The sequence below is a fragment of the Halorhabdus sp. SVX81 genome (genome assembly GCF_029207715.1).
Lineage (GTDB): Archaea > Halobacteriota > Halobacteria > Halobacteriales > Haloarculaceae > Halorhabdus.
Genome location: NZ_CP104322.1, coordinates 2,460,053 through 2,475,385, shown reverse-complemented (window position 1 = coordinate 2,475,385; position 15,333 = coordinate 2,460,053). Strand labels below are relative to the sequence as shown.

Annotated in this window: 19 protein-coding genes and 1 pseudogene; 14 read left to right on the top strand and 6 right to left on the bottom strand. The window is 61.7% G+C overall.

What is annotated here, in order from left to right; translation table 11 throughout:
• The first annotated feature begins 23 nt into the window (after positions 1–23).
• The gene (locus SVXhr_RS12415) at positions 24–218 is read left to right on the top strand and encodes a hypothetical protein (RefSeq protein WP_275737516.1); all 195 of its coding nucleotides are present in this window, start codon (positions 24–26) and stop codon (positions 216–218) included.
• Between the two features lie 303 nt (positions 219–521).
• Here SVXhr_RS12415 and SVXhr_RS12410 read toward each other — a convergent pair whose 3' ends face one another.
• The 4 genes from SVXhr_RS12410 to SVXhr_RS12395 form a co-directional block, all read right to left on the bottom strand.
• The gene (locus tag SVXhr_RS12410) at positions 522–1,286 is read right to left on the bottom strand and encodes a hypothetical protein (protein WP_275737514.1); all 765 of its coding nucleotides are present in this window, start codon (positions 1,284–1,286) and stop codon (positions 522–524) included.
• Positions 1,287–1,445: 159 nt separating this feature from the next.
• The gene (locus SVXhr_RS12405) at positions 1,446–1,847 is read right to left on the bottom strand and encodes a PIN domain-containing protein (protein WP_275737512.1); all 402 of its coding nucleotides are present in this window, start codon (positions 1,845–1,847) and stop codon (positions 1,446–1,448) included.
• Positions 1,834–2,121, bottom strand: a complete 288-nt coding sequence (locus SVXhr_RS12400) for an antitoxin VapB family protein (protein ID WP_275737510.1) — start codon at positions 2,119–2,121, stop codon at positions 1,834–1,836. Before SVXhr_RS12400 ends, SVXhr_RS12405 begins: the two co-directional genes overlap by 14 nt.
• Before the next feature lie 78 nt (positions 2,122–2,199).
• A complete protein-coding gene (locus SVXhr_RS12395; protein ID WP_275737508.1) occupies positions 2,200–3,642 on the bottom strand; it encodes a type IV pilin N-terminal domain-containing protein in 1,443 nt (480 codons plus the stop codon).
• A 112-nt stretch (positions 3,643–3,754) separates the two neighbouring features.
• On the opposite strand from SVXhr_RS12395, the gene SVXhr_RS12390 reads away from it, so the two are divergent.
• The 6 genes from SVXhr_RS12390 to SVXhr_RS12365 are packed head-to-tail and all read left to right on the top strand — an operon-like array spanning position 3,755 to position 8,558.
• Entirely contained in the window at positions 3,755–4,855 is a 1,101-nt protein-coding gene (locus SVXhr_RS12390; RefSeq protein WP_275737506.1) for an ABC transporter substrate-binding protein, read from the top strand.
• A 36-nt stretch (positions 4,856–4,891) separates the two neighbouring features.
• Positions 4,892–5,944, top strand: a complete 1,053-nt coding sequence (locus SVXhr_RS12385; protein WP_275737504.1) for an iron ABC transporter permease — start codon at positions 4,892–4,894, stop codon at positions 5,942–5,944.
• Positions 5,941–6,765, top strand: a complete 825-nt coding sequence (locus SVXhr_RS12380) for an ABC transporter ATP-binding protein (RefSeq protein ID WP_275737502.1) — start codon at positions 5,941–5,943, stop codon at positions 6,763–6,765. The genes SVXhr_RS12385 and SVXhr_RS12380 overlap by 4 nt, the downstream gene beginning before the upstream one ends.
• A gap of 16 nt (positions 6,766–6,781) precedes the next feature.
• Positions 6,782–7,270 carry a tRNA (N6-threonylcarbamoyladenosine(37)-N6)-methyltransferase TrmO gene (tsaA, locus tag SVXhr_RS12375; RefSeq protein WP_275737500.1) on the top strand — a complete coding sequence of 163 codons (489 nt, stop codon included), beginning with the start codon at positions 6,782–6,784 and terminating at the stop codon, positions 7,268–7,270.
• A gap of 59 nt (positions 7,271–7,329) precedes the next feature.
• Positions 7,330–7,779 carry a NifB/NifX family molybdenum-iron cluster-binding protein gene (locus tag SVXhr_RS12370; protein ID WP_275737498.1) on the top strand — a complete coding sequence of 150 codons (450 nt, stop codon included), beginning with the start codon at positions 7,330–7,332 and terminating at the stop codon, positions 7,777–7,779.
• On the top strand, positions 7,776–8,558 hold the full coding sequence (locus SVXhr_RS12365) for an MBL fold metallo-hydrolase (protein WP_275737497.1): 783 nt from the start codon (positions 7,776–7,778) through the stop codon (positions 8,556–8,558). Before SVXhr_RS12370 ends, SVXhr_RS12365 begins: the two co-directional genes overlap by 4 nt.
• A 34-nt stretch (positions 8,559–8,592) precedes the next feature.
• Here the strand turns inward: SVXhr_RS12365 and SVXhr_RS12360 are convergent, their stop codons facing one another.
• On the bottom strand, positions 8,593–8,991 hold the full coding sequence (locus SVXhr_RS12360) for a helix-turn-helix domain-containing protein (protein WP_275737496.1): 399 nt from the start codon (positions 8,989–8,991) through the stop codon (positions 8,593–8,595).
• Between the two features lie 176 nt (positions 8,992–9,167).
• On the opposite strand from SVXhr_RS12360, the gene SVXhr_RS12355 reads away from it, so the two are divergent.
• The 3 genes from SVXhr_RS12355 to SVXhr_RS12345 all read left to right on the top strand — a co-directional run bounded on the left by SVXhr_RS12355 (position 9,168) and on the right by SVXhr_RS12345 (position 11,238).
• Positions 9,168–9,500 carry a helix-turn-helix domain-containing protein gene (locus SVXhr_RS12355; protein ID WP_275737495.1) on the top strand — a complete coding sequence of 111 codons (333 nt, stop codon included), beginning with the start codon at positions 9,168–9,170 and terminating at the stop codon, positions 9,498–9,500.
• Positions 9,501–9,533: 33 nt separating this feature from the next.
• A complete protein-coding gene (locus SVXhr_RS12350) occupies positions 9,534–9,677 on the top strand; it encodes a hypothetical protein (RefSeq protein ID WP_275737494.1) in 144 nt (47 codons plus the stop codon).
• Positions 9,678–9,954: 277 nt separating this feature from the next.
• Positions 9,955–11,238, top strand: a complete 1,284-nt coding sequence (locus SVXhr_RS12345) for an FAD-dependent oxidoreductase (protein ID WP_275737493.1) — start codon at positions 9,955–9,957, stop codon at positions 11,236–11,238.
• A gap of 38 nt (positions 11,239–11,276) precedes the next feature.
• Here the strand turns inward: SVXhr_RS12345 and SVXhr_RS12340 are convergent.
• A pseudogene (locus SVXhr_RS12340) lies at positions 11,277–11,462 on the bottom strand (NAD(P)/FAD-dependent oxidoreductase); the annotation flags it as partial.
• A 310-nt stretch (positions 11,463–11,772) separates the two neighbouring features.
• On the opposite strand from SVXhr_RS12340, the gene SVXhr_RS12335 reads away from it, so the two are divergent.
• The 4 genes from SVXhr_RS12335 (at position 11,773) to SVXhr_RS12320 (ending at position 15,324) form a co-directional block, all read left to right on the top strand.
• Complete coding sequence (locus tag SVXhr_RS12335; RefSeq protein WP_275737492.1) at positions 11,773–12,636, top strand: ZIP family metal transporter; 864 nt, start codon at positions 11,773–11,775, stop codon at positions 12,634–12,636.
• Between the two features lie 71 nt (positions 12,637–12,707).
• On the top strand, positions 12,708–13,190 hold the full coding sequence (locus tag SVXhr_RS12330; RefSeq protein WP_275737491.1) for a hypothetical protein: 483 nt from the start codon (positions 12,708–12,710) through the stop codon (positions 13,188–13,190).
• Positions 13,191–13,266: 76 nt separating this feature from the next.
• Positions 13,267–13,941, top strand: a complete 675-nt coding sequence (locus SVXhr_RS12325; RefSeq protein ID WP_275737490.1) for a peroxiredoxin — start codon at positions 13,267–13,269, stop codon at positions 13,939–13,941.
• A gap of 378 nt (positions 13,942–14,319) precedes the next feature.
• Positions 14,320–15,324: a putative sulfate exporter family transporter gene (locus SVXhr_RS12320; RefSeq protein ID WP_275737489.1), complete on the top strand. Its 1,005-nt coding sequence runs from the start codon at positions 14,320–14,322 to the stop codon at positions 15,322–15,324.
• Positions 15,325–15,333: the final 9 nt, after the last annotated feature.

The window sequence follows — 15,333 nt, the reverse complement described above, 5'->3', positions numbered from 1 at the left end:
ACACCGCTCCTCGAAAAACAGGGATGAATCTCACACTGCTTTCTGGAAGCATGTCAATATCGGTGTTTTATGCCCCCGTTGCACCGGGGCAAATCGCCTGTGAATGTTTCTATGATACGCTGGAAGTGGTGTGCGAACGGAGTGAGCACAACCTGAGGAGAAAAGGTGGTGGCGGGATCGAAGGCGTCAAAGCCGAGATCGCGGTCGAGGAAGTCTGAAAGGATGCTCGCGAGGGACGAGCGAGCAGGTTTTTTGATCCAGCTGACGGGTAAAACGTGTCATAGAAAACTTCGCACGCCCACATCTATCCAAGTATTATCATAACGCACGTCCAAGAGACAAGGCGCGTATCTTGCACGGCGTGCCCTCCAGAAGCAGCCACTTCCGAGTCGTCAATCAGAAACGATGTACCACACCCACCAAATCACTCTCCAAGTTCGGTGAAGAATCAAGTGCTGGAGTGAAACGAGGTGCCGATCTTACAGGAGAGAGGGATCTGATTAAAACGACGCTGGTAAAACTTAATCTATGGTTGGCGAGTGCCCACGGCCATTCAGCGAATTTTCAACGAGCCACCCGAGTCCGAGTCCAGGAATGCCGAGGACGATCAGTGGTGCGAGAATATAGAGATCGGATGTACCTGGGTCAGCCAGCACGGAGATGACTGAGAGGGCTACTATTCCCATGATCAAACCAAGAATCAGATACTGTCGAGATTTGATCCACATCCCGAGAAGTACCGGAATACTGGAGGCAAGGCCAAAGGCAAGGTACCCTTCGATGTGTACCAGTGAAATCATCGGTGCCTGATATATTTCCACGCCGAGCAATACCGTCGCTGCTACAGCAGGAAGGAGGGCCAGATTGTACAATGTGGTTGCTTTTCTTTGCTGAATGTATGACAGAGCAAACAGGAGACCGCCAGCCGAAAGGAGACTTGCTCGAAGAATCGCTTCAAACAGGCCCCCATTATCGGCAGTTTCTGTCCGTATCATATACACTGTATCTCCTTTTTGGATATCTTTAGATCCACGAAGGGACTGAACTGCCTCATAATCTTCATACGTGGAAATAATCGGGTCTTCTCCAGCAATAGCAGAATCAACGATGGTTTGAGCACTTTGGGGAAGTTCCGAGTACTGAACATCGAAATCAGCTATCGTGTCGCTTTGATCAACAACCCACGGGTAGAATTCTTGATCCTCCGCTGGAGAAAGCACTGTAGCCGCGGATATAATCAGAATTAGTCCCACTGCCACGTAGATAAGTGATGTCTGAGCACTCATATCGATTGATTAACTGGTGCGGTTAAGTATTTTCTTATCACCAATAAACCGAGGAGAAAAAGGTAGTGGCGAGATCGTCGTCGTGAAAGCAAAAATCGCGGTCGAGGAAGTCTAACCACCCAGTTCTGTAAAGGATTCCTCAGTTCGTGTCTCCGAAATTCAGTACCCTTCAACCGAGACGCCGTCGAACAGCTCGAAGTCCGTGACGTTCTCCGTCGCAACGGTGGCTCCAGTGTCTTTCGCGACGGCGGCGATCAGCAGATCGCCAGCCAGCGCGTTGATCTTGTCCTGATTGATCGCGTCGTCCCGCTGGAGGGCGGCCTCCAGTTCGCCAGCGACGACGGCATGGTCAATTTGGAACGGGACGATTTCCACCCACTCGAACGTCGAAAGAAGCTGGTGGCGATCGAGGTTCCCCTGGAGAGACAACCCCACAGCGATTTCCTTGAGATTGAGCGTCGTGGTAATGAACTCGGCATCCTCGTGCGCCTCGAGATGCGTTTTCGTTGCCTCCCTGCCACCCCAGTAGTGGATCAGAAAGGTCGTATCAAGCAGTTTCATCCGAGTCCTCCGGCTCACTGGCGTCGGCTAACTCTTCGATCGCCGTCCGCTGGCGCGCCGCGAGTCCCGCACTCGTCCGATCGCGGGATTCCTGGACTGTCTCCTCGAGTGCATCCGCTGCGTCCTCGTCGAGCGTCCCGAACCCCGCCCGCCAATCGGCCGTCGTCTCCTCAAGCAGTCGCTCGACGAGGTCCGTGAAGCTCTCGTCGTCCCGTTTGCGGCCTTTCAACCGCTCGTAGGTGTCGTCCTTGACACCGATCGTTTTCGTTCCCATGTTTTGTGTTTGTGTACACATACACAAAGAATTGTCGGCCGGATCGGAGTGCCACACAACCGGAACAAAATTTGGTGGCTAAGGATCTTCGTAGATCGTGACGTTCCGGAAGCGGGAGACGCCGCCGACGTCGCTATCGTCGTCGTTGACGAACACAAGGTGGGAGACGTCCGTGCCGACGGACACGAGCGAGGAAGCATCGATTTCGTAGGTAACCCAGCCGTCGCCATCCGAGTAATACGGGGTAGCCGCTTGCGCCCACGACTGATTTCCGTAGAAGCGCACGAACCGCGATTCAGCCTCTGAATCTCCGGTTTCGAGGCCGATGCCGTGGATTTCTCCTTTGCTCGTGGCGTTGAACTCCACAGTGAGGACGGTGTCCGCGGTGACATTCTTGTCGATCGGGACGGAGGCCCACGTGTTGTTCGAAAGCGTCAGCGTGGCGTTGTCGTCGCTCACTGCGACACCATAGTCCTTGTCCTGAGACCCGTAACTTTGTACGGGTTCGGTCGTGGTGGTGCCCTCAACCGTGAATTCGAACTGGATCGACGAACCGAGGTCGGGGGCGTCGTAGGCCCGGATGTTCCGGAACTGCGAGTCGGTCGCGATGTCCGTGTCGTCAATGTCGTTGACGAGCGCGAGAAAGTCGGCTTGCCCATACTGGGACGGCCCGTAGAGTTGGCCGACGGGGATCTCGTAGTGAACCCACCCGTCCGTCGTCGCGTAGTCCACTTCGTCGTACTCGATGCCCCAGGACTGGTTTCCGAACAGCTTGAAGATCCGGTCGTCGGAGATGCTTGCGTCGTTCTCAAGGCCGATCCCGTGGATCTCGCCCTCGGTGCTCGACCGGAAGTCGAACTCCAGCACGGTCTGGTCGGTGACGTTGTGATCGAACTCGACCACCTTCCAGGTATTGTTTGTCAGGACTGCTTCTCGCGCGCCCGTCGTGGAGGTGAACTCGCCGTCGTAGTCCTGGCCACTGCCGTAGGACTGGACGGTCGCTGTGTCGAAGCGGAGATACGACGGAACGGTGCCTTCCCTGGGCGGCATTGCGGTGTAGACGATCGACGAGGAATCATCTTGCTCCCAGACGAGACGAGCCTCCGCGGCGTCAGCAGGATACAGCGGGCCGATGTCGGTGCCTGCGTTCAGGCGCTGGCTCGATACGTAATCCGTCACCGGGTACGACCGGTCGCCGACCTGAACCGACAGTCCCCCGACATCGAGGACATCGCCACCCCTGTGCTGGAGGACCAGTCCGTTGTCCGCGGTGTAATCGGTCTCGAAAGCGGCCGTCGGCGGGGATTGCCCGACCTGCTCGACGATCCCGAGTGCGAACACGGACACGGTCACGCCCAGAATGATCGCGATCGCGACCAGCAGAACGTTGGATACGACGGGCGTTACCGCACGGTCTTCCCGAAGGTCATCTGGCCGACGCGAGCAAGAATCAGCGCCTCGGCGGCGCGGCCCGCGGGAAGTATCGGACGACGACGGCGTTTCCGAGACACCGGACCCCATGGGGGAACCTACCCCAGCAGTGTAAAAAGTAATTGGGTAGCGCCAGCCACCGCGAGTATTACTAAAATCCGAAAGAGTATTATTCCGGCATCGATTACCGCTTCGACAGGCAATGGTGACACGACGAGGCGTGCTTCAGACGATCGGTGCCGGTTCGTTGGTGGGGCTGGCAGGCTGTACGGGCGGATTGGGAGCATCGGGCACTGGCACGCAGGCTGACGCAAACGAAATTACCGATGGGTACGGCCGGACGGTGGCCGTCCCCGGGACGGTCGAGGATATCGTCGGCGTCGGCCCGGGCGCACTCAGGCAACTCGCCTATCTCGATGCGACCGATCGTGTCGTTGGCGTCGAGGACGAGACCGAGTCGATGCTGTCGGCCCCGTACAACCTGGCGAATCCGGGCCTCCAGGAGCGGCCAGTTATCGGCTCGGCTGGGCCGAACGCCGGCGGTAACCCGGAAGCGATCCTTGCGGTTGACCCGGACGTGATCTGCTACTACGGCGATCCATCGAGAGCCGAGACGCTACAGAGTCAGACCGAGACGCCAGTAGTTGGCCTCGAAATCGTCGATATCGTCGACACCGCGGCCCGCGAGACGATGTTCGACACCTGGCGGCTCCTCGGCGAGATCCTCGACAAAGCCGATCGCGCCGAGGCAGTGATCACGTTCGTCGAAGAGACGGTCGCCGATCTGACCGACCGGACGGCCGATCTGGCCGACAGCGAGGCCGAGCAGGCCTACGTCGGCGCGATCAGTTACAAGGGGAGCCACGGGATCAAGACGACTCGCAAGCGATTCCCGCCATTTCGGTTCGCTGGGGTCGAAAACGTCGCCGGCGAGATCGACACCGACGCCGCCTCGGTCCAGGTGAGCGAGGAGCAACTGCTGGCATGGGACCCCGCGCCGATGTTCGTCGCCGCCGACAATCTCGGGCTCGCCGTCGAGGATCTCGAAGCCAACCCGGCGTATCAGGACCTCTCGGCGGCGATAGATGGCGATATCTATACGATCCTCCCCCACGCGAGTTACCATCACAACTACGGGTCGATCCTGGCCAATGCCTACTTCGTCGGGCAGACGCTGTACCCGGATCGCTTCGGCGACGTGGATTTCGAATCGACCGTCGAGACGATCTTCGAGACGATGCTCGGCGCACCACTGTACGAATCGCTCCTCGAAGCGTACCCGGCCTACGAGACGGTGATCTGACGTGATGCAACGGGATCGATGGAACGGTGATCTGACGTGACTGAACCAGCCCTGGCGGCCCACCGCGAATCGACCGCCCGGCGACTCGGGTTTCTCGGTGTCTCAGTGGGGTTGCTGGTGATCGCGTCACTTGCCGGACTCGCGATCGGCTCAGTCTCGCTCCCACTCGTGGACGTCTGCAGTGCCCTGGTTGGCGGTAAGAGCGATCTCGCGCGTTCGATCGTCTGGAACGTCCGAGTGCCCCGCGTGCTCACGGCGATCGTCGCCGGCGGCGGGCTGGCGATCGCGGGCGCGGCGATGCAAACCGTCCTCCGGAACCCGCTGGGTGCGCCGTACACACTGGGAATCTCCCAGGCTGCTGCCTTCGGCGCAGCCGCCTCGATCGTCCTGATCGGGACCGGCGCGGATGGCCTCTCCAAAGTCGGCTCTTTGGGGCCCTATCTGACGACGATCGCGGCCTTTCTCGCGGCGATGGTCTCGACCGGCGTCATCCTCCTGTTGGTGACCTACCGCCGGGCGACCCCCGAGACGATGATCCTGACCGGCGTCGCGCTCGGGTCGCTGTTCACCGCCGGGATGACGACGATCCAGTACTTCGCCAGCGACACCGAGGTCGCGACCATCGTCTACTGGACCTTCGGCGACGTGGGCCGGGCGAGCTGGCCCCAGGTCGGGCTGATGGCCGCCGTCGTCGTGCCCGGGTTCGCCTATTTCCTCCGCAACGCCTGGAACTACGACGTTCTCGACGCCGGGACCGAAACCGCGACCAGCCTTGGCGTCGACGTCGAATCGGTGCGGATCCGCGGGATGGCGCTGGCCTCGGTCGTGACCGCAACCATCATTTCCTTCGTCGGTATCATCGGGTTCGTCGGGTTGGTCGCCCCGCACCTCGTCCGAATGGTGATCGGCGGCAACGAGCGATATCTGCTCGGGGCCTCGGCGCTGGTCGGCGCGACGCTGCTGGTCGTCGCCGACACCGTTGCCCGGACGATCGTCGCGCCGGTCGTCCTGCCAGTCTCGATCCTGACCTCGTTTCTGGGCGCGCCCCTGTTCATTTACCTCGTGATCGAGGGGAGGGACTACTGGTGACACTCACGATCGCAGACCTGCGGTTCAGCTACGACGCCGAGCCGGTCCTCTCGGCCGTTGATCTCTCGGTCGAGTCGGGTGAACTGCTCGGACTCCTTGGCCCGAACGGTTCGGGCAAGAGCACGCTGTTGCAGTGTCTCAACGGCATTCTGGAGCCGGACGCGGGAACAGTACGGATCGACGGCGATCCAGTGGCGAAACTGACCAGCGACGAGCGCGCCAGACGGTGCAGTTACGTCCCGCAGGCCGAGTCGGGTGCGTTCCCGGCGACCGTCTTCGAGACCGTGATGCAGGGCCGACGACCCCACGGTGGGTGGTCGCCGAGCGCACGCGACCGAGAGGCAACGGCGGGCGTTCTCGATCGGCTCGACATCGGGGATCTCGCCGATCGCCAGGTCAGCGAGCTCAGCGGTGGCCAGCGCCAGAAAGTCCGTCTCGGGCGGGCACTGGTCGGCGATCCGTCGGTCACGCTGCTGGACGAGCCGACGAGTGCGCTGGACCTCCGCCACCAGTTAGAGGTGATGGACCTCGTCGTCGAGCACATTCGAGCCAGCGAAGTGGCCGGCATCGTCGCGATTCACGACCTCAACCTCGCCGCCCGGTACTGCGACCGGATCGCGCTGCTCGCAGACGGCGAGATCCACGCCGTCGGGCCGCCCGATGTCCTGACACCCGAGACGATCCGGACGGTCTACGGCGTCGAGGCGTCCGTCCGCGGGCACCGCGACCGGCAGTTGATCGTGCCCGAAGCGCCGGCCAAGAAAACCCACACTGCGGAACAGTCTGCCCGACAGCGCCAGCCAGCATCGACCGACGACTGAAACCGATCACCTGACCATGACATTCGAAGTGACACAGATCGGCACGGTACGCAACGATTTCGAGACACCTGTCGGTCCCGAGGAGATGGCCGATCACGAGAGTACCATCGTCATCGACGAAGAATACACCGAGGGGCTGTACCGCATCGCGGACAACGACTACGTCACTGTCCTGTGGTACCTCCACGAATCCGGGGAGCCGAGCCTTCGGGGGCCGCGACGCTACGGAACCGAACGCGGGATCTTCGCCTGCCGGAGTCCGAATCGCCCGAGCCCGATCGGGACGACGACGGTCGAGTTACTCGACCGCGAGGGTCGGGAATTGCGGGTTCACGGACTCGACGCCATCGACGGGACGCCGGTGCTCGACATCAAGCCATACGCGCCCAACTTCGATCGACCCGACCATGTGGCCGACCGCCGCGAGAATCACGGTGGCCGAATCGAGGGTCCCAGCGCCGACCGTGATGGACGGGCGCGGGAGGTCGGCGGAGACGAACAGTGAATCAAACGACGAACCATCGCGACACCAGCAATTCGAACCAACAACACATGACAATCTGCATGCCGATCACCGACGGTGACGGTCTCGACGCACCAGTATCAAAGCACTTCGGTCGCGCACCCGCCTTCGCGGTGTACGACCCCGACGCGGAGACAGTCGACGTCGTCGACAACGACAGCCACCACCACGGCGGCAACCGTTCCCCGCCGAGCGTCGTCGCCGAGACGGGCGCGGAGACGCTGATCTGTGGCAATCTCGGCGGGAAGGCCGCCGAGCGCTTCGACGCGTTGGGGATCGACGTCTACTGTGACGCCGACGGAACGGTCGGGGACGCCATCGAGGCACTCCGGGACGGCGAGTTGACACCGGTCGGGCCGGACGACGACGGATGTGACCACGAAGGCGGTGGCCATCACGACGAGGACGGCGGGCACGGACACGGCGGTGGCGGTCACAGCCACAGCGACGGCGATCACGGCCACGACGGAGACGACCACCACGACGTATGACCACCGTCACGATACTGGCGGACAACAGAGTCAGCGGCTCGCGGCCGAAAGGGATCCGCGCCGAGTGGGGGTTCTCGGCGGCGGTCGGCGACCGCCTGTTCGACGCCGGACAGTCGGGAATCGCCGCCGCAAACGCCCGCAAGCTCGGTGTCGGCCCCTTCGAGACGGCGGTACTGAGCCACGGCCACTACGATCACACGAAGGGACTGCCGGCGTTCGTCGAAGAACTCAGGGAGATCTACGTCCACCCCGACGCCTTCGAGGCGAAATACCATGGCGAGGAGTCGATCGGACTCCCCTACACCCGCGAATGGCTCGAAACCCACGCCGAGATCACCACCCACACAGACCCAATTGAAGTGGCGGACGGAATCGTCGCGCTCGGGGAGATCCCGCGGGAGTACCCCGATAGTAGAACGGGAGAACGAGTCGACGAGGGCGGCCAGCGCGTCGAGGACCCGGTCCGGGACGACCAGGCGCTGGCGGTCGAGGGTGAAGACGGCATCAATCTCGTCCTCGGATGCTGTCACGCTGGCCTCCGGAACACGATCGCCCATGCCGAGGCTGTGCTTGAGGACCCTGTCCGGACGGTCGTGGGTGGGACTCATCTCCGGTCGCCCGACCCCGAGACGATCGAAGCTATCGTGGAGTGGCTCGACGGTCGGATCGAGCGGATCGCGCCGACGCACTGTACTGGTCACGTGGCCGAGCGAGCGCTCGAAGACGCCTTCGGCGAGGACTACCGTCGCATCGGCGTCGGCTCACAAATCGAACTGTAAGCTGTCGGTCTGATTTCGTCGGAGAACGGAAGCCTCAGACGGTGGGGAAGTCCAGGGGCGGACAGTCTTCAGCATCCAGGACAACAGAGTCGATTTCCGCCGAGAACCGTTGATAGGCGCGCTCGAGACAGTCCTCCATGCGCTCTGCCACTCGATCAGGACCGACGGCCTCGTAGACAGCCGGTTGCTGGGTGCCTGTCCGGGTTGTGACCTCAGTGATAAGTTTGTGTTCCTCCAGCGTCTCGAGATACCGGTAGGCAGTCGCGAGCGCACAGTCCAGTTCCGCAGCGAGTGCTTCGGCACTCAGTGGCTCCGCCGCTGCGAGCAACGCCCGATAGACGGCCTGTTCGGATGTGTTCAGCCCGAAGATGCGTTCGAGCGCCCGATCCGCAGTCGCCTCGGTGACCACTATCTCCTGGAATGTCTGTGCCATCACCGACACTATTTCCTTCTCACACTTAGTATTTGGTTTTCCGAATATTCGGATATAAAGAGTGTGGACGGGGCCCAGCACAAACCGCCGTCACAGAGAGATGGGCAAGTAGCGCTCGGCGATCGATTCAGCGGGGAGAAACACGTATCAGTCTCACGGGCGTAGGCGGGTCACCGATGATCGAGCACACGGAAGATTCGCTGTACGAGCAGCAAGCGGATCTCTGTACGGTATTCTCTAACGCGAAGCGACTCAAACTGCTCGATCTGCTCAAGGACGACAGCGAACGAACAGTCACCGAACTCCAAGAGGCGACCGGGATCCCACAATCAACCGTCTCACGGCATCTAAAGTTGATGCGCGATCAGGGAGTGGTGACAAAGCGCAACGACGGCGTCCACAGCTACTACACGCTGAGCGACGAGCGAGTCGCGACGAGCATGGAACTGATGCGCGACGTACTGATCGACCGACTCGAACACGACGACCAGCTCGCAGTCCCCGAGTAAGCGTCACGTGCGGCGAGACGCTCGGTCACGTTCGTGGCCGAACTCCATGACTTCGAGATCGACGCACCGATCTACGTCCTGTTTATGCTGAAATGTGACGTCGTCGCAGCGGACGTCGGCGTCTCCGAGGGCAGCATCGTCGCGAGCGCGCCGGCAGTCGCCGCCGACGGGGATTGAAAAGCCACCTGTTCGCTCTATCCACACAATACTGCGATCCGCGACGAATAGCGTGGCGACCGAGCAGCGAACAATCCAGGCTCGCCGACTGAAATCCGAACTATTGTACACTAGAGACCATATCGACCGGATATTCTGTCACCAATATACATTATTACTCAACCTTCATGTTATTTATTACGCCTAGATTTATGTGCATTCAACCCTTAGTCATGTATGTATCAGACAACACTGCCGGATCGCCGGCACGCATCACACCGCCTTCCACACACCCACCATGACATCACATTTCACTCGAGAGGATCGCGACGACAGCTACGTCGTCATCGGCGACGGCGTCGCCGGGAGTTCCGCGGCCGACGTCCTGGCCGAGCAGACCGACGACGCTTCGATCACCGTCCTGACCGCCGAGAGCGAGCCGCTGTACAACCGCATTCTCATCAAGGAGTACGCCAAGGGGACCGTCCCCGAGGAGACAGTCCAGATCCACGACCAGGCGTGGTACGACGAGCGCGACATCGACCTCGAACTCGATACGCGCGTGAGCACGATCGAAACCGACGACAACGCGGTCGTGACTGCGGGGGGCGAGCGCTACCACTACGACAAACTCCTCGTGGCGACGGGCGGGACGCCGCGGTCGCTGCCCGTGCCCAACGCCGACGCCGAGGGCGTGACGTCGTTCTGGACGATCGAGGACGCACGCCGGATTCGGGAGAAGGCGGCGGCCGCCGAGACCGGGACGATCGTCGGCGGCGGCCTGCTTGGCATCGACTACGCCGCGATCGCGGCCGCCCAGGACGTCGACGCGAGCTACCTGATCCGCGAGGACCGGTGGTTCTCGCGAGCGATGTCCGAGACCGGCGCTGCAATCGTCCACGACGCCCTCGAGGAACGCGGGGTCACGCCCGTCCTCGAGACCACCGTCGATCACTTCGAGACCGACGACGACGGCCACGTCGTCGCGACGGTCGACTCCGAGGGTGACGTCTACGACAGCGACTGCGTCGGCGTCGCCATCGGGACCGAGTCCAACACCGCGTTCCTCGAAGAGACGCCGATTACAGTCGAGGACGGCGTCGTCGTCGACGGTCGTCTCCAGACGGACGACCCCGACGTCTACGCGGCGGGTGACGTCGCACAGTACCACGACCGACGGCTCGGTCGGCCGGTCAAGAACGGCTCGTGGGGCAGCGCCGCCGCACAGGGCGAACACGCGGCCGAGAACATGCTCGCCCCCGCCGGGGCCGGCGAGCACTTCGAGTTCGTCCCCTCCTATACAGTGACACACTTCTCGTTCCCGATGGCCTCGTTTGGCCACCCGGGCCTCGGGGAGACCTACCGCGAACGCAAATACGGCGAGACGGAGTGGCGACGGCTGGCCTTCCGGGACGGTATGCTCGTCGGCGGCGTCCTGATCGGGGACCTCTCCGTGCTCCAGCCGCTGAAGGAACTCACGGCGACCGGCCGGCGAGTCCAGAACCGGGCGGCCGAACTCCTCGCGCCGACGTTCGACGGGCTCGCGGACGTCACCGCCCCGTCGCCGATCGCTTCCGACTGAAACAGGGCTTTTTCGAAAAGAATCCGGGCCGTTACTGCTTCGACGTGACCGACCCGGACGAACGGGAGCCGTCCCAGCTCGGAGAACATGACGTGATGGTGGACGGGCTGGTAGATCTCGAGCGCGTCCCCGTCGCGATGGGCCAGGACGTTCTCGGCGGCGGTCGCGGCCTGGTGTTTCGAAACGTGGAGGATCGGCTCGCGACCGTTGGCGTCGCCGACGACCGCGAACGCCCGCGTCTGTCGGACGGGATCGACCTGGAGATCCACGTCACGACTGACGGCCGGGTTGGTCAAACACCCAGTTCTCCACCGGACTTCACGCCACCGAGACACCCGTCGTTGTAGGCCATACACGCTCGTGCGGCCCCTCGACGTCGCTACGGAACTTCCCGACAAAGTCCGGGTCGGCGACCAAGGGCAGATTAGCAAAAAATCAGATATGGATAGTAATTCTTATTAAGATCTGATTCTGAGTTATTAGTGACTTGCCGAACCACCGACCAAGAGACGGTTCGACCGAGACAGACACACCATGACAGGAACGAACACCGGGCAAACACGACGGGATCGCAATGCACTGGGCGTCAGCGCTGTCACTGCGATCATCTTCGCCGGCGTGCTGGCGGCCGGGAGCATGACCGAACGCACGACGCTCGTTTTCGTCGTCGCTTTCGGCTTCCTTGCGATGGTCGCGGGCGTGACGATCAGTCTATTTGTGGATTTCAGTACGCCGGAACGACAGGTCTGGGCCTACGGCCTCGCCAGCGGCGCGATGCTCGCGAGCGCCGCAGCACTGCTCGCACCGAAAGCCATCGGTCGCCACCCGCAGTACGGCGGATTCGCCATCGCGCTGGGATACCTCCTGGGGTACGCCGGCCACGAACTCGGCCACCTCCTCAGTCACTACGACCTTCCGTTGAACGCCGCCGTGAGTGAACTCACGTTACACGCCCTCGCGGCAGGGTCGATCATGGGCGTCGTCTACGGCTCCCTACCTGATCTCTCGGCGCTGTTTGGCTTTGGCATTCTCGCTCACAAGTTCCCGGCCGGCTTCACTGGGTCGGAAGCACTCAAACAGTCCGGCATCTCGCGGATCGTGATGATCGTCCCCGCCTCGGCAGTCGCGATCGCGGCGATCCCGCTGTCGATTCTGACGCCGGACCTCTCGGCTGTTGTCCAGGCAGTGTTCTATGGGGTTTCGACGGGTGTGTTCGCTCACGTCGCGATCGACATGCTGCCGGAGTGTTCCCATGTCGGCTCACATGCCGATTCCAGCGGTCATGGGACGATCCAGTGCTCGCGAAATATCCACCGAGTTCGGCAGTACGCCGTGGCGAGCACGCTTTCGGGCGCGGGGGCGATTTTCCTTCTATGGCAAGCGCTCGCGATGGGGTGAACGCGGCAGTGACTCGTTTCCGGAACCGCCCACTGGACGGACGAGCAGCGGGGTAAGAGCGAGGCCAGACGATGAGCGACGGGACCTGGGCCAACCAGCTCCGTGCGGCCGGGCGACGTGCGTCGAAGAGTCCTTCCGAGCGCGGCCCTCGCGAAAAGTGGTACCACCCTGGGTCGAATCGCCCCTGTTCTCGTGGTCATCCGGGTTGCGCTCGCGCTCAGCCACGTCTTGCTCGCCCGCGATTCGATCGCCGTGGCTGTCGAGTCGGCACACGGCCGACCGGCTATCTCGTCGCGACCGTAGCTGGAACACGCAGCCACGGCCCCGCCTACGCCTGGAATGCGCTTCTCGCCGACCTGCGCGACCGTGGTCTCTCGGACGAAGTGATCGCCGTCTTCCGGTACAACCGTGCGATCGAACTCCCAGTGTTGCCTGCGTTCCTCACATACTCCGGGTGGCGATTCGCCTTGGTGTTGTTCGCCACGATGGTCGCCGCCTCCATCGTCCGGGGAGCCACAATCGAGATGGCGAATTCGACAGGTAGTAAGCAATGATTTGTACTTCAGCAAAATATCCTTCTGAAAGCGAAGCGAAGTTTTTAATATTGTGAAGCCAGTACAAGATAATGCAATGGAATCCGAGACAGACGACGCGAGCGGTATCCCGTTGATTGGCGATGAGTTCCCCCACCTCGCAGTCGAGACGACGCACGGGGAGATCGACCTCCCTGACGATTACGCGGGCGAGTGGGTCGTGCTCTTCAGCCATCCGGGCGACTTCACGCCTGTCTGTACGTCCGAATTTGTCGCGTTCGAGGACCGACGCGAGGAGTTCGAGCAACGCGATGCCAATCTGATCGGCCTCTCGGTCGATCGCGTCCACTCCCACCTCAAGTGGGTCGACTGGATCGAAGACGAGATCGGTGTCGAGATCGGCTTCCCGATCATCGCCGACGAGAGCGGCCGGGTCGGCGAACAACTCGGTATGATCCAGTCCGATGCCGGCACGAGTACGGTCCGGGCCGTCTTCATCGTCGATCCGGAAGGCATCGTCCGACAGGTGCTGTACTACCCCGAGGAGATCGGCCGCAACATCGACGAGATCTTGCGGTCGCTGGACGCCCTCCAGAAGAGCGACGACGAGGGCGTGGCTACGCCGGCAAACTGGCCCGAGAACGAGCGCTTCGGCGATCGCGTCCTCCTGCCGCCGCCAGGGAGTCGGGAGGCAGTCGAACAGCGCGAGAGCGAGGCCGGCGACGAGGGCTACGAGCAGTACGACTGGTGGTTTACCCTCTCCGAGCAGTAGCCTCGCAGGCATCTCCAGCGCGACGCACTCTACTCAGCCCCGTCGAACCAGTTCTCGACGTTCCCGAAGACGGGTCCGGCCGCCGCCGTTTCGGCGTGTCGTTCCGGCGTGACGAAGCCGATTTATCAGTATTTTTAGCAGGGTTTGCCGAACCAATTATATAAATATTTCCGGTATCTATGACGCTTCTATAGGCTGTTGTCAGCATGAGTGAATCCGATTTTGTCCGGCGTCCACAGTTCGGCCAACTCAGCAGAGGGTGGAAATCGCTTGAACGGGGCTGGAAAGCCGTTTTATTGGGTATGGTTGTCGTCACTTTTGTCATCGTTTTCTAGCCGACTTGTAACATAATAGAGTGAACACAATGTGTAGTAGACGATGAGACGACCAGTCGCTCGGGTGATTCCCGGCATAGTGTTGCTCGCACTCGGCGGTGGGCTCGCACAGTTGCTTGCGGGGACAGTCGTGCCGATCAATGAATTGATCGTGGCGGTTGGGCTCGGTGCACTCCTCGCCAATACGGTCGGCACGCCGGCCTGGGCGAAAAGCGGCATCGCAACGCACAAGCTCTGGCTGGAAACCGGTATCGTCCTCATGGGCGCACGGATCGCGATCGGACAGCTGTTCAGCGTCGGGCCGGCACTGCTGGTGTTCGTCGTCGGATTTCTGACGATCAGCCTTGTGATCGGTGAGGCGATCGCACGCAATGTCTTCCGGATCAACGAGCGGTTGGGGTCGCTGTTGGCGGCCGGGTACGCCGTGTGTGGGGTTTCAGCCATCGTCGCCGTCTCCGGTAGCGTCCGCGCGAAAAGCGAGCAGATCGCCTACGCCGTCGCGACGATTCTGCTGTTCGATGCCGCCACGCTGGCGGTCTATCCGATCATCGGTCGCCGCCTCGAGTTACCGGACATCGTCTTTGGCACCTGGGCCGGAGTCAGTATGGTTTCGACGGGGCCCGTCGTCGCAGCCGGTTTCGCCTATTCGCCACAGGCCGGAGAGTGGGCCACCGTGACGAAACTCGGCCGGAACGTCTTCATCGGGGTCGTCGCCGTCCTCTATGCGGTGTATTATGCCCGACAACGCGATACCGGACAGGCCGGCGGTGCCAGTTGGCGATATCTCTGGGAGGAGTTTCCCAAGTTCGTCATCGGCTTTCTCGCGATGGCAGGAATCGCGAGTCTCGGGTTGCTTTCTTCGGACGACGTTGCACTCCTCACGTCGGGCTACCAGGGGTTGTTCCTCGTGGCGTTCGTCGGTCTCGGGATGGAGATCGACCTCCGGAAGATGCGGTCGGTCGGGATCAAACCTGTGTTGGTCGTCTTCTCGTCGCTGCTCGTCGTGAGCTTGCTCTCCTTGCTCGCGTCGATGCTGCTGTTCGGTTGATCGTTATGG

Excerpts from the sequence above, each read along its gene's own strand:
- SVXhr_RS12415 (WP_275737516.1), top strand. The coding sequence starts at position 24 with ATGAATCTCACACTGCTTTCTGGAAGCATGTCAATATCGGTGTTTTAT.
- SVXhr_RS12410 (WP_275737514.1), bottom strand. The coding sequence starts at position 1,286 with ATGAGTGCTCAGACATCACTTATCTACGTGGCAGTGGGACTAATTCTG.
- SVXhr_RS12405 (WP_275737512.1), bottom strand. The coding sequence starts at position 1,847 with ATGAAACTGCTTGATACGACCTTTCTGATCCACTACTGGGGTGGCAGG.
- SVXhr_RS12400 (WP_275737510.1), bottom strand. The coding sequence starts at position 2,121 with ATGGGAACGAAAACGATCGGTGTCAAGGACGACACCTACGAGCGGTTG.
- SVXhr_RS12395 (WP_275737508.1), bottom strand. The coding sequence starts at position 3,642 with ATGGGGTCCGGTGTCTCGGAAACGCCGTCGTCGTCCGATACTTCCCGC.
- SVXhr_RS12390 (WP_275737506.1), top strand. The coding sequence starts at position 3,755 with ATGGTGACACGACGAGGCGTGCTTCAGACGATCGGTGCCGGTTCGTTG.
- tsaA (WP_275737500.1), top strand. The coding sequence starts at position 6,782 with ATGACATTCGAAGTGACACAGATCGGCACGGTACGCAACGATTTCGAG.
- SVXhr_RS12370 (WP_275737498.1), top strand. The coding sequence starts at position 7,330 with ATGCCGATCACCGACGGTGACGGTCTCGACGCACCAGTATCAAAGCAC.
- SVXhr_RS12365 (WP_275737497.1), top strand. The coding sequence starts at position 7,776 with ATGACCACCGTCACGATACTGGCGGACAACAGAGTCAGCGGCTCGCGG.
- SVXhr_RS12360 (WP_275737496.1), bottom strand. The coding sequence starts at position 8,991 with ATGGCACAGACATTCCAGGAGATAGTGGTCACCGAGGCGACTGCGGAT.
- SVXhr_RS12355 (WP_275737495.1), top strand. The coding sequence starts at position 9,168 with ATGATCGAGCACACGGAAGATTCGCTGTACGAGCAGCAAGCGGATCTC.
- SVXhr_RS12345 (WP_275737493.1), top strand. The coding sequence starts at position 9,955 with ATGACATCACATTTCACTCGAGAGGATCGCGACGACAGCTACGTCGTC.
- SVXhr_RS12335 (WP_275737492.1), top strand. The coding sequence starts at position 11,773 with ATGACAGGAACGAACACCGGGCAAACACGACGGGATCGCAATGCACTG.
- SVXhr_RS12330 (WP_275737491.1), top strand. The coding sequence starts at position 12,708 with ATGAGCGACGGGACCTGGGCCAACCAGCTCCGTGCGGCCGGGCGACGT.
- SVXhr_RS12325 (WP_275737490.1), top strand. The coding sequence starts at position 13,267 with ATGGAATCCGAGACAGACGACGCGAGCGGTATCCCGTTGATTGGCGAT.
- SVXhr_RS12320 (WP_275737489.1), top strand. The coding sequence starts at position 14,320 with ATGAGACGACCAGTCGCTCGGGTGATTCCCGGCATAGTGTTGCTCGCA.